The sequence below is a fragment of the Streptomyces sp. NPDC059668 genome, assembly GCF_042734135.1.
Classification (GTDB): Bacteria; Actinomycetota; Actinomycetes; order Streptomycetales; family Streptomycetaceae; genus Streptomyces.
On sequence record NZ_JBHWEL010000008.1, the window covers coordinates 81019 to 92787 of the forward strand.

Consider the following 11769-nt stretch of genomic DNA (forward strand, 5'->3'; position numbering starts at 1 on the left):
AAGAGCACGCTCACCCCTCCGCGCCGGGCCCGCACTCCCTGGATGTTTCCACAGAATGGAATTAGACTTCCGCAAAGCAGAACGTAGTCATGTGCCACCGAGGAGTCAACCGACACCCGGGTAGGCTGCATCACTGCCTGTCAGCCTCGAAAGGACCGCGCCGTGCCGACGTCCCGCGCCAGCGACGCCCCAGCGCAAAACGCCTCCGCCAAGTCATCCGCGCCGAGCGGCGGTGTCCAGTCCCTCGAGCGCGCCTTCGATCTGCTCGAGCGCATGGCCGACGCCGGGGGCGAGGTCGGCCTGAGCGAGCTCTCCGCGAGCAGCGGGCTGCCGCTGCCGACCATCCACCGGCTGATGCGCACGCTGGTGGTCTGCGGTTACGTACGCCAGCAGCCGAACCGCCGGTACGCGCTCGGCCCGCGGCTGATCCGGCTCGGCGAGTCCGCGTCCCGGCTGCTCGGCACCTGGGCCCGCCCCTACCTCGCACGCCTGGTCGAGGAGACCGGCGAGACGGCGAACATGGCACTGCTCGACGGGGACGAGATCGTCTACGTGGCGCAGGTGCCCTCCAAGCACTCGATGCGCATGTTCACCGAGGTGGGCCGCCGGGTGCTGCCGCACTCCACGGGCGTGGGCAAGGCACTGCTCGCGAACACCCCGGCGGACGAGGTACGCGCGCTGCTCGCCCGTACCGGCATGCCCGCCGCGACGGAGAAGACGATCACCACTCCGGACGGTTTCCTCAGCGCGCTGGAGGAGGTGCGCCGGCTCGGCTACGCGGTCGACGACAACGAGCAGGAGATCGGCGTGCGGTGCCTCGCCGTCTCCGTCCCCGACTCCCCCACCTCCGCCGCCATCTCGATCTCGGGCCCCGCGGGCCGTGTCACCGAGGCGGCCACGGAGAAGATCGTGCCCGTGCTGCAGCAGGTCGCCGTGGAACTGTCGGAGGCGCTCGCGAGCTCCGGCCCGAACGCCTGACGGAACCCGCCGCCCGGCTCCGCGCCGGGAACGCGCCACGACCCGCGCCCGACCCTCACCGAGCCGTCACGACTCTTCCCGCCGAGCCCGTGCCGGCCGGTCCGCGCGCCCCGCGGCCGGCCCACGCATCCACTCCCCCGGCGACACCCCCGGCACCCGCTCCTCCTCACGGCCCCGTCCCGCGCCGCCCACCCCTTGGATGGACGACTCGCCCGCGACACCCCCGCGCCTTCGCGTCTGTACGCTGATTGGACTGCCCCACAGGGCCGATGCGAGGGAGTTGGCATGGCGAACGGACCGGTCGTCCACGGAATGGACAGGACGCTGGGAAGCCGGCAGCTCGCCGGGCTGCTGTCCGCCGCGCCGCGCGGCGACGGCCGCCTCGGATACCGCGCCCTGGCCGACGGGATCCGTACGCTGCTCCTGCACGGCCGGATCCCGCTGCACGTCCGGCTGCCCGCGGAGCGCGAACTGGCCTCGACACTCGGGATCAGCCGGGCCACGGTGACGGCGGCGTACGACCTGTTGCGGGAGGACGGGTTCGCGCGCAGCAGGCGGGGCGCCGGGACGTGGACGGAACTGCCCGACGGCCACCGCCCGGCCAATGTGGCCTCCTTCCCGGTCGACGACGGGGTGATCGACCTGGCCGTCGCGGCGCCCGGCGCGCCCGAGCCGCAGCTCTCGGAGGCCTTCGCGGAGGCGGCCGGACAACTGGCGCGGCAATCCTCGACACCCGGCTATCACCCGTACGGGATAACGGAGTTGAGGGCCGCCGTCGCCGAGCGGTTCACCCGGCGCGGGCTGCCGACGCTGCCGGACCAGATCCTCATCACGAACGGGGCGCAGCAGGCCCTCTCGCTGACCCTGGGGCTGCTCGGGCGGCCCGGTGACCGCGTCCTGGTCGAGAACCCCTCGTACCCGAACGCGCTCGACACGATGCGGCGCATCGGCCTGCGCGCCACCCCCGTTCCGGTCACGGAGGACGGCTGGGACACGGGGCTGATCGACGGCGCGCTGCGGCAGGCGGCACCCCGGCTCGCGTATCTGATCCCCGACTTCCACAATCCGACGGGCCGGCTGATGCCGCCCGAACAGCGCCTGGCCGTACTGGAGTCGGTGCGCGCGACGGGTACCTGGCTGGTGGTCGACGAGACGATGACGGACATCGCGCTGGAGGTGCCGTCGGCCGCGCCGTTCGCCTCGCTCGCTCCGCGCGGGACGGGCGAACAGATCGTGACCGTCGGGTCGTTGAGCAAGACGCACTGGGGCGGGCTGCGGCTCGGCTGGGTACGCGCGGGGACGCGGCTGATCACGGAGCTGGCGACCGCGCGGGTGCCGGTGGACATGGGCGGTTCGGTCCTGAACCAGCTGGTCGCCCTCGGTCTGCTGGCGCGCACGGACCAGGTCCTGGCCGAACGGCTGCCGCGGCTGCGAGTCCAGCGGGACGCGCTCGCCGAGTCGTTGGGGCGTCATCTGCCCGACTGGCGCTGGAAGTTGCCGCCGGGCGGTCTGTCCCTCTGGGTCGACCTGGGACGTCCGGTCGCCTCGCCGCTGGCGCGCGCGGCCCTCGCGCAGGGCGTGCGCATCGAGGGCGGCGCCCGCTTCGGCGCGGACCCGGGCACCCACGAGTCCCGGCTGCGCTTCCCCTACACCCTGGCGCCGGAGGTCCTCGACGAGGCCGTACGCCGGGTCGCCACCGCCCTGCACGGCGGCCTCGACGCGGCCGGCGCGGACACCGGACGCCCGCGCTGGGTCGCCTGACCGCGCCCGGCCCGGCTATCGCAGCGGTGGCCGTCCGAACAGCTCCACCGCGCTGCGCACCTCCGCCAGGCCCGTGGCCAGCGCGCTGACCGAGCCGATCGCGCCCGCGATCAGCAGCAGGGAGCGGCGCAGCCGCGGGATCTCGGGGACGCCGCTGAGGGCCATCGCGGCGAGCGCCGCGAGTTCGTCCTCGGCGATGCCCCGGTCGGGGAACTCCACCGGATGCACCGCGAGTTCACGGCGCAGCCGGGAGACGGCGGTCCGTAGTTCCGCCACTCTCGGGTCCTCGTCGCTGCCGGTCACTGACCTCTGCCCCAAGCTCCGCAACACAGCCCTCTCCCCCCTCGTACACCCCGGTGCGCGGGTGTGTCGCCCGCACGCCCGCATGTCCCGCGCCCCAGGGCGTCGGTCGGGCACCGAGGGACGCGGGTCAGTAAACGCCACCCGGCGAGGTGGGCGCCACAGCACGGACCGAAATTCAGCCCCTCGAAACCGTGCGGTCGACGCGCGGTCAGGTATGCAGGACGTATGACGCACAGGGAAGACCAGGTCGCCGGGCTGCTCCTCGCGGCGGGCGGGGGGCGACGGCTCGGCGGGCGGCCCAAGGCACTGCTCGAACACCGGGGCCGCCCCCTCGTCGAGTACGCGGTCGGGGTGTTGCGCGCGGCCGGGTGCACGCGTGTCCACGTGGTGCTGGGGGCGGACGCGGCCGTCGTACGGGAGCGGGCACGGCTCGACGGATGTGTGCTGGTCGACAACCCGGAGTGGGAGCGCGGGATGGGTTCGTCGCTGCGGGCCGGGCTCGGCTCGCTCGACGGTACGGGGGCGCGGGCGGCACTGGTCTCGCTGGTCGACCAGCCCGGCATCGGCCCACGGGCGGTCGCCCGGGTGCTCGCCGCGTACCGGGACGACGCCTCCCTGGTCTCGGCCGCGTACGACGGCAGGCGTGGCCATCCCGTCCTCCTCGGCGCCGCGCACTGGGCCGGCGTCGCGGCGAGTGCGACCGGCGACCGCGGGGCACGTGCCTACCTCAAGGAGCGGGACGCGGCGATCACTCTCGTCGAGTGCGGGGACGTGGCGGAGCCGTACGACATCGACACGGAGGACGATCTGGGACACCTTGAGTGAGCGGCGTGGCACTGAGCGCCACAGTGCCTCGACCCGGAGAATCTCGACATCAACAAATCATTGAACTTCCACCATGAGGAAACTACTATCCACTGTTCAGAAGCGCCCTGCTGCTCTCCAGGCGCTCACTGCCCTGCCCGGGTCGCCTGGCACCCGGTGCCACGCTCGCTGAAGGAAGTGACAGCTCATGTCCGCACCAGCGCCGTCCCCGCTGGCCATCGTCGACGCCGAGCCCCTGCCCCGGCAGGAAGAGGTCCTCACGGACGCGGCCCTCGCCTTCGTGGCCGAGCTGCACCGGCTGTTCACGCCCCGGCGTGACGAGCTCCTCGCCCGCCGCGCGGAGCGCCGCGCCGAGATCGCCCGCACCTCCACGCTCGACTTCCTCCCGGAGACCGCCGCGATCCGCGCGGACGACTCCTGGAAGGTGGCCCCGGCCCCGGCGGCCCTGAACGACCGCCGGGTGGAGATCACCGGCCCCACCGACCGCAAGATGACCGTCAACGCCCTCAACTCGGGGGCCAGGGTGTGGCTCGCGGACTTCGAGGACGCCTCCGCTCCCACCTGGGAGAACGTGGTCACCGGCCAGCTCAACCTGACCGACGCCTACACCCGGGCCATCGACTTCACCGACCCGAAGTCCGGTAAGTCGTACGCCCTGAAGGCGGACGAGGACCTCGCCACCGTCGTCGTGCGACCGCGCGGCTGGCACCTGAACGAACGTCACCTCGTCGCCGCCGACGGCACCGCCGTGCCCGGCGCGCTCGTCGACTTCGGCCTGTACTTCTTCCACAACGCGCGCCGGCTGATCGACCTCGGCAAGGGCCCGTACTTCTATCTCCCCAAGACGGAGTCGCACCTGGAGGCACGGCTCTGGAACGACGTCTTCGTCTTCGCGCAGGACTACGTCGGCATTCCGCAGGGCACGGTCCGCGCGACCGTCCTGATCGAGACGATCACGGCCGCGTACGAGATGGACGAGATCCTCTACGAACTCCGCGACCACGCCTCCGGGTTGAACGCGGGCCGGTGGGACTACCTCTTCTCCATCGTCAAGAACTTCCGTGACGGCGGGGAGAAGTTCGTGCTCCCGGACCGCAACGCGGTGACGATGACGGCCCCGTTCATGCGCGCGTACACCGAACTCCTCGTCCGTACCTGTCACCGGCGCGGCGCGCACGCCATCGGCGGTATGGCGGCCTTCATCCCGTCGCGGCGCGACGAGGAGGTCAACAAGGTCGCCTTCGAGAAGGTGAAGGCCGACAAGGACCGTGAGGCGGGCGACGGGTTCGACGGGTCGTGGGTGGCCCACCCGGACCTCGTCCCGATCGCGATGGCCTCCTTCGACGCCGTCCTCGGCGACCGGCCGAACCAGAAGGACCGGCTGCGCGAGGACGTGTCGGTCGCCGCCGGTGACCTGATCGCCGTCGACTCGCTCGACGCCAAACCCACGTACGCCGGTCTCGTCAACGCCGTGCAGGTCGGCATCCGTTACATCGAGGCCTGGCTGCGCGGCCTCGGCGCGGTCGCCATCTTCAACCTGATGGAGGACGCGGCGACGGCGGAGATCTCCCGTTCGCAGATCTGGCAGTGGATCAACGCGGGAGTCGTCTTCGAGAACGGCGAGAGCGCCACCCCGGAACTCGCCCGCAAGATCGCCGCCGAGGAACTGGCCGCCATCCGTGCCGAGATCGGCGAGGAGGCCTTCGCCGCGGGCAACTGGCAGCAGGCGCACGACCTGCTGCTGACGGTGTCCCTGGACGAGGACTACGCGGACTTCCTCACCCTGCCCGCCTACGAGCAGCTGGCCGGCTGAACCGTCGGACCGTCATCGCTCCGAGTGGCCCAGGGACCTGCCCGGGGCCACTCGGTCGCGTACGAGCCGCTTGACCGCGGTGGGCTCCGGGAAGCCCTGCTCGCGGCGGTCCCAGACGACCTCGTCGTCGACGCGGACGACGAAGACGCCGCCGGTGCCCGGCTTGAGGGACAGCTCGGCCAGCTCGGTCTCGAACGTGGTGAGCAGCTCCTGCGCCAGCCAGGCCGCGCGCGGGAGCCAGCGGCACTGGGTGCAGTACTCGATCTGCACGCGGTGAGCGCTCGCCGAGGGTGTCGTGGTCATTCGAGGTGCACCGACCAATCCTGTTCCGCCGCCGGTTTGCCGTGCAGGTCCGGCACCCGCTTGAGCCAGTTCGGCCGCTCCCGCTCGGTCCGCGCCGCCCGGTCCGCGTCCTCGGCGGCGAGCTGCTCGCGGCTCGGGAAGTCCGTGGGCAGCCAGGCCGCCGACGCCTCGGCCCGGGCGAGCAGGTAGCCGACGTACGCGTCCCGGGCTTCGTCCGGGGTCGCGAAACCCGGTTCGTCCGCGAGCCAGGCGTCCGGCACCTGGGCCGTGACCTCCCGCAGCAGCGCCTCCGTCACCCTGGGCGCGAGCTCGGCGTCCGCCGCCCGGGTGTCGGGGGCGAAGCCGCCGAGCGCGTGCTGGCGGAAGTCGTAGGCCTTCTCCGGCGCGGAGGCGTCCCAGCGGTGGTGGAAGACGAGGGCGGCGCCGTGGTCGATCAGCCACAGGCGCGGCGGCGCGATGCCGAACGTGGGCCAGATCATCAGGTTCGAGCTGTGGACCGTGCGGTCGACGTTCACCGTCAGGGCGTCCAGCCAGATCACCCTGCCCGCCTCCAGCGGGTCGACGGCGAAGGTCTTGGCGAGCTCCGGGGTGAAGTCCCGGGCGCCCGGCAGATAGTCCATCCCGAGGTTCACCCCGGCGCTGGCGCGCAGCAGGTCCTGGACCTCCTGGTGGGGTTCGTCCCCCGCGACCGCGGGGTCGAAGTGCACGAGGACCAGCTCGGGGAAGCGCAGCCCGAGGGCGCGCGCCAGCTCTCCGACGATCACCTCGGCGACCAGCGCCTTACGACCCTGCGCGGAACCCGTGAACTTCACGACGTACGTGCCCAGGTCGTCGGCCTCGACGACCGCGGGCACGGAGCCACCGGTGTGCAGGGACTCGACGTAGCGGGTTGCGGCGACCTCTTTCATCATCTTTCAAGGCTCCACCGGGTTAGTGCCCTACATTTCACGACCGTCTCCGGTGCGGTGCGGGCGGTCCGTCGACAGCGGTGCGGCCCTCGCCGCCGGCCTCTGGCATGGCGTGAGCATAGTAACCCAGCGTGACAGACGGCCCTTGTGACCCGGCGGCCCCCGGCCGCTCCCCCTGCTCCCCCTGCTCCCCCAGGCTGGAATGACAGGTTCCGCATCCTCCGGCCGTCGCCGGTCGTTGGTGCGGTGTCCGTGTCGGATCTCGAGCCCGGAGCTACCGTGCCCGCTCCCGCAGTGCCGTCCCCGCCCCCCGAACTGCTGGCCCTCCGGGTACGGGACCCCTACCCCGTCTTCGCGTGGCTGCGGCGGCACTCGCCCGCCCACGCCGATCGCAGACCCGGTCGTCCCACCGTGTGGCAGATCTCCCGCTACGACGATGTCCGCGCGCTGCTGAGCGACGGACGGCTGAGCAAGGACCCCGGCCGGGTACCCGGCTACGTCGCGGGGCCGGCCGGGCTGAACCGACACCTGGTCCACGCCGATCCCCCGGACCACACCCGTCTGCGGACACTGGTGAACGCCGCGTTCGTACCCCGGCGCATCGCCGAGCTGGAACCGTTCATCGCGGACACCGCGCACCGGCTGCTCGACCGGATCGAGCAGCACACGCACGTGGACGTGATCGCGGACTTCGCGGCACCCGTGACCTTCCGGATGATCTGCGCGATCCTCGGAGTCCCCGATGAGCTCGACAACGCGGCGACGCGGGACACCTTGATGGCCACCATCGCCCCCGCCCCGGGCCTGGACCCCGCCCGGATGGAAGCCGATCTGCACGTCCTGCTGGACAGCCTGATCTCCGGCAAACGCGCAGGCTCCGAGTGCAGCGGAGTGGACCTGCTGGGCGCTCTCGTGAGGGCCAGTGACGACAGCGGGGCGATGAGCGAGGAGGAACTGCGCTCCACCGCCTACCTTCTGCTGCTGGTGGGTCACGACACCACCATGAACCTCATCGGCAATGGCATGCTCGCCCTGCTCCGCCACCCCGACCAGGCCGCCCGGCTCACCGGACCCGAGGCAGGACCGGGCCTGGTCGCCACCGCCGTCGAGGAACTGCTGCGCTACGACTCCCCGGTGCGTGACGCCACGTTCCGGTGCGCGGCGGAACCGTTCACCCTCCACGGCCGGCTGATCGCCGAGGGCGACATCGTCAGCCTCCTGATCGGCTCCGCCAACCGCGACGAGGCCCGCTTCACGGACGCGGACCTGCTCGATGTGGGCCGTACGCCCAACGACCACCTCGCCTTCGGCTTCGGGCCGCACTTCTGTATCGGCGCCGCCCTGGCCCGCCTCGAAGGTTCTGTCGCCTTCCCGCTGCTGCTCGAACGCCTGGGCCCCGTCACGCTGGCCAAACCGGCAGAGGAGCTGCCCTGGCGGCCGGCCCGGGTGATGCGCGGACTGGCCGCGCTGCCCGTCGTACGGAACTGACCCTCCCCCTCTCCCACCGTGCAAACCCGCGACCAGGAGCCACCCGATGGACACCCAAGCCCCCGTGATGGTGACCGAACCACGCCCCGGCGTCCTGCTCATCACCCTCAACAGGCCCCGCGTCCGCAACGCCGTCGACCGGTCACTGGCCAAGGCCCTGGACACGGCCCTCGCCCGGCTGGAGACCGACCCGGCACTGAGCGTCGGCATCCTGACCGGAGCAGGCGGTCACTTCTGCTCAGGCATGGACCTCAAGGCCTTCCCCACCGACGGCGTCCCGGTCGTCGCCGACCGCGGGCTCGCGGGGCTGACCCGCGCGCACCTCCGCAAGCCCCTCATCGCGGCCGTCGAGGGCGCGGCGGTCGCCGGCGGTTTCGAACTCGCCCTCGCCTGCGACCTCATCACCGCCGCCGACTCCGCGTTCTTCGCGCTGCCCGAAGTCGCCCGCGGGCTCATCGCCGCCGAGGGCGGAGCCATCCGTCTGCCCGGGCGCCTCCCGTACCACGTGGCGATGGAGATGCTCCTGACCGCGGCTCCCCTGCCGGCCCCGGACGCGGCCCGCCACGGACTCGTCAACCAGCTCACCCGCGAAGGCGAAGCCCTCCACGCGGCTCTCGTCCTGGCCGAACGCGTCCAGGCCCACCCCCAGGAGGCCGTCCTCACCACGAAACAGATCGTCCACAGAACCCGCGGCCTCGACGACGACACCGCCTACACCGTCCAAGACCCCCTCAGCGCCCCCGTCTTCACCACCGCTGCCGCCACCGAGGGCGCCCAGGCGTTCACCCAGAAACGCCCACCCGACTGGCATCGGTGAGGCGTCGTGGTCACACGGCCGCGTTCTGCGCCCGGCGGGGTGCGTGCGCACGGCGGCCCGAGCAGAATGCCGTCATGACGCTGATCCCGGCGCTCGCCGCCGCAGTCGACGCCAGAAGCCGCGAGGGGTTCACCCTGGTCGCGCTCGACGGCATGGGGGGTTCCGGCAAATCGACCCTGGCGGCGGCACTTGCCGAGTCGCGCGGCGCCGTGGTCGTGCACGGTGACGACTTCTACCGCCCCATGGACGCGCAGGAGCGGGCCAGGCTGGATCCTGTGCAGGGCTACCACCGCTACTTCGACTGGCAGCGGCTGCGTGACGAGGTGCTCGTCCCGCTCGCCGCCGGCCGCGACGCGGTCTACCGGCGCTACGACTGGGAGGCCGGGGCCCTGGCGCCCGACGAGGTCCACACCGTCTCCCGGTCGGGCCTGGTCGTCGTCGAGGGTGTGTACTCCGCCCGCCCCGAACTCGCCGACCACTACGACCTGATGGTCTACGTCGACACTCCGCGCGAGGAGTCCATGCGCCGGCTCCGGGAGCGGGGCGACGATCACGGCCCGATCGACTGGGAGTCCCGCTGGCGACTGGCCGAGGAGCACTACTTGGCCGTCACCCGCCCGCAGGAACGGGCCCATCTGGTGGTCCCCGGGTACTGAACCGCCCTCGTGGGCCGATGAATTGGGCCCGGGACACACCGATCGTCCGGCCTCGGCCCCCGCGGAGGCGGGCAGCTCGCCGGAAGCCGGACCTCTGGAACCGCGCCACCTCGCCACTGCGCCACCGCCTCGGTGCGAGGCCGGAGCCCGGGTCACCGATTCCCGCCTCCAGGGCACTTGCCGAGACGGGTCTCGACGAGCCCCGGCAGCGAGCCGCCCTCGTGCAGGGGCGCGACGTGATGGTTCGCGATCACTTCTGTGAGCATTTTCCCAGGCTCTCTGGCGGATGCGCCCCATCCTCCGGCACGAGGTGCGCATAGTGGTCGCGTGTGATCGTCGAGGGTGAGGGCCCCGGCCGGCTCGTGGACGCCACCACCGCCCCGCCGGCCGCGCGCGGCCCCGCGCGGCGGCGGGGCGTCCGTCGCGGTCACCGGGCGGTTCCCCCGCCGAGCGGGCCTCGTCGCCCATGGCCGCCCCGGTCCCGATCCCCGGCACGCACACCGCACTTGGACAGGAGGAACGAACATGACCACGACCGACCACGACGACATCACCGTGCTGGACGCCGCCTTCAAGGCCGACGCGCACGAGCGGTACGCGGAACTGCGTGCCCGCGGCCCCATCCACAAGGTGCAGATCCTGCGCGGCCTCGACACCTGGGTGGTGGTCGACCACGACCTGGCGAAGGCCGCTCTGACGCACCCCGCTCTGCTCAAGGACGCGACGCCGGCCGCCGACGCCCTCGAAGCGGTCGGATTCACCGCGCACCGGCCCGAATCCGGCCTGGGTGTCAACATGCTCAACGCCGATCCGCCCGACCACACCCGGCTGCGCGGACTGGTCTCGGCCGCGTTCACCAGACCCCGGATCGAGGCGCTGCGGCCTCGCGTGACCGCGATCGCCGAGGGCCTCGCCGACGCGATGGCGCCGCTGGGCACCGCCGACCTCGTCCGGTCGTTCACCGCTCCGCTTCCCGTCCAGGTCATCTCGGAGCTGCTGGGCGTGCCCGAGGACGGCCGCGCCTCGTTCCGTGCCTGGACGTCACAGGCCCTCGGTTCGCAGGCGGAGAAACAGCGGGAGGCCTTCGTCAAGCTCAACGGCTATCTGGCCGAACTCGTCGCCGAGAAGCAGCGCTCACCCGGTGACGACCTGCTGTCCGCCCTCACCGCGGTGTACGACCAGCGGGACGGCCGGCTGTCGATGGCCGAGCTGGTGGGCACCGCGAACCTCCTGGTGGTGGCCGGTCACGACACGACGGTGAACCTGCTGGGCAACGCCATGGTCGCGCTGTTACGCCACCCCGAGCAGGCACGGCGGCTGCGCGAGCGGCCGGAGCTGCTGCCCGGCGCCGTCGAGGAGTTACTCCGCTTCGACCCGCCGGTCGAGTTCACACCGATGCGGTACGCGGCCGAGGAGATCACCCTCGGCGGCGCCCGGATACCACGCGGAGGCACCGTCGTGGTGGCCCTGACCTCGGTCGGACGGGCCGACCCCGCGATGCCCGCGGCGGAACGCGACGCCCTCGACGTGAGCCGCGCCGACGTCCGTCACCTGTCGTTCGGACACGGCATCCACCACTGCCTCGGCGCGCCGCTGGCCCGGCTGGAGGCGGAGGTCGGCATCGGGACACTTCTGCGCCGTTTCCCGGATCTGGCCACGGCGGTGCCGCCGGCCGACATCCCCTGGATACCCGTCGGGCTCATGCGCGGCCCGGTCGGCCTGCCCGTCACCTTCACCCCGGTTCCCGCGACGGACTAGGCCCGCTCGGGCCGGAGCCCGTCGCGGTCCGGGTGACAAGACAGGCCCCCGGGGGGGGGCCCCCCCCCGGCCCCGGGGGGGGGGGGGGGCCCGGACACCCGGCGCGGCGCGCGCCGGGGGGCGGGGGGGGGGGGCGGGGGGGCGGCCGGGGGCGGCGCG

The 11769-nt window shown here is 72.5% G+C and carries 11 protein-coding genes; 8 read left to right on the forward strand and 3 right to left on the reverse strand.

Going from position 1 to position 11769, the window contains the following annotated elements; translation table 11 throughout:
* The first annotated feature begins 162 nt into the window (after positions 1 to 162).
* A complete protein-coding gene (locus tag ACFV2J_RS09085; RefSeq protein ID WP_385088532.1) occupies positions 163 to 978 on the forward strand; it encodes an IclR family transcriptional regulator in 816 nt (271 codons plus the stop codon).
* Positions 979 to 1263: 285 nt separating this feature from the next.
* On the forward strand, positions 1264 to 2739 hold the full coding sequence (locus ACFV2J_RS09090; RefSeq protein WP_385088530.1) for a PLP-dependent aminotransferase family protein: 1476 nt from the start codon (positions 1264 to 1266) through the stop codon (positions 2737 to 2739).
* 15 nt (positions 2740 to 2754) lie between these two features.
* Here the strand turns inward: ACFV2J_RS09090 and ACFV2J_RS09095 are convergent, their stop codons facing one another.
* Positions 2755 to 3069, reverse strand: coding sequence for a DUF5955 family protein (locus ACFV2J_RS09095; RefSeq protein WP_148013112.1), 315 nt, complete (start codon positions 3067 to 3069; stop codon positions 2755 to 2757).
* Between the two features lie 198 nt (positions 3070 to 3267).
* Between ACFV2J_RS09095 and ACFV2J_RS09100 the strand changes: the two genes are divergently transcribed.
* On the forward strand, positions 3268 to 3867 hold the full coding sequence (locus ACFV2J_RS09100) for an NTP transferase domain-containing protein (RefSeq protein WP_385088528.1): 600 nt from the start codon (positions 3268 to 3270) through the stop codon (positions 3865 to 3867).
* Between the two features lie 187 nt (positions 3868 to 4054).
* Positions 4055 to 5680, forward strand: coding sequence for a malate synthase A (aceB, locus tag ACFV2J_RS09105; protein ID WP_385437901.1), 1626 nt, complete (start codon positions 4055 to 4057; stop codon positions 5678 to 5680).
* A gap of 12 nt (positions 5681 to 5692) precedes the next feature.
* On the opposite strand, the gene ACFV2J_RS09110 is transcribed toward aceB, so the two are convergent.
* The gene (locus tag ACFV2J_RS09110; RefSeq protein WP_385088526.1) at positions 5693 to 5983 is read right to left on the reverse strand and encodes a SelT/SelW/SelH family protein; all 291 of its coding nucleotides are present in this window, start codon (positions 5981 to 5983) and stop codon (positions 5693 to 5695) included.
* The gene (locus tag ACFV2J_RS09115; RefSeq protein ID WP_385437904.1) at positions 5980 to 6894 is read right to left on the reverse strand and encodes a HipA family kinase; all 915 of its coding nucleotides are present in this window, start codon (positions 6892 to 6894) and stop codon (positions 5980 to 5982) included. Before ACFV2J_RS09115 ends, ACFV2J_RS09110 begins: the two co-directional genes overlap by 4 nt.
* A gap of 276 nt (positions 6895 to 7170) precedes the next feature.
* Here ACFV2J_RS09115 and ACFV2J_RS09120 point away from each other — a divergent pair, with 276 nt between their 5' ends.
* The 4 genes from ACFV2J_RS09120 (at position 7171) to ACFV2J_RS09135 (ending at position 11610) form a co-directional block, all read left to right on the forward strand.
* Entirely contained in the window at positions 7171 to 8379 is a 1209-nt protein-coding gene (locus ACFV2J_RS09120) for a cytochrome P450 (protein ID WP_385088522.1), read from the forward strand.
* A 46-nt stretch (positions 8380 to 8425) separates the two neighbouring features.
* Positions 8426 to 9196 carry a crotonase/enoyl-CoA hydratase family protein gene (locus ACFV2J_RS09125; protein ID WP_385088520.1) on the forward strand — a complete coding sequence of 257 codons (771 nt, stop codon included), beginning with the start codon at positions 8426 to 8428 and terminating at the stop codon, positions 9194 to 9196.
* 74 nt (positions 9197 to 9270) lie between these two features.
* On the forward strand, positions 9271 to 9852 hold the full coding sequence (locus ACFV2J_RS09130) for a uridine kinase (RefSeq protein ID WP_385088518.1): 582 nt from the start codon (positions 9271 to 9273) through the stop codon (positions 9850 to 9852).
* A gap of 525 nt (positions 9853 to 10377) precedes the next feature.
* Positions 10378 to 11610 carry a cytochrome P450 gene (locus ACFV2J_RS09135; RefSeq protein WP_385088516.1) on the forward strand — a complete coding sequence of 411 codons (1233 nt, stop codon included), beginning with the start codon at positions 10378 to 10380 and terminating at the stop codon, positions 11608 to 11610.
* Positions 11611 to 11769 lie beyond the last annotated feature (159 nt).

Coding starts and splice junctions, on each gene's coding strand:
- ACFV2J_RS09135 (WP_385088516.1), top strand. CDS start 10,378: ATGACCACGACCGACCACGACGACATCACCGTGCTGGACGCCGCCTTC.
- ACFV2J_RS09125 (WP_385088520.1), top strand. CDS start 8,426: ATGGACACCCAAGCCCCCGTGATGGTGACCGAACCACGCCCCGGCGTC.
- ACFV2J_RS09130 (WP_385088518.1), top strand. CDS start 9,271: ATGACGCTGATCCCGGCGCTCGCCGCCGCAGTCGACGCCAGAAGCCGC.
- ACFV2J_RS09090 (WP_385088530.1), top strand. CDS start 1,264: ATGGCGAACGGACCGGTCGTCCACGGAATGGACAGGACGCTGGGAAGC.
- ACFV2J_RS09110 (WP_385088526.1), bottom strand. CDS start 5,983: ATGACCACGACACCCTCGGCGAGCGCTCACCGCGTGCAGATCGAGTAC.
- aceB (WP_385437901.1), top strand. CDS start 4,055: ATGTCCGCACCAGCGCCGTCCCCGCTGGCCATCGTCGACGCCGAGCCC.
- ACFV2J_RS09100 (WP_385088528.1), top strand. CDS start 3,268: ATGACGCACAGGGAAGACCAGGTCGCCGGGCTGCTCCTCGCGGCGGGC.
- ACFV2J_RS09115 (WP_385437904.1), bottom strand. CDS start 6,894: ATGATGAAAGAGGTCGCCGCAACCCGCTACGTCGAGTCCCTGCACACC.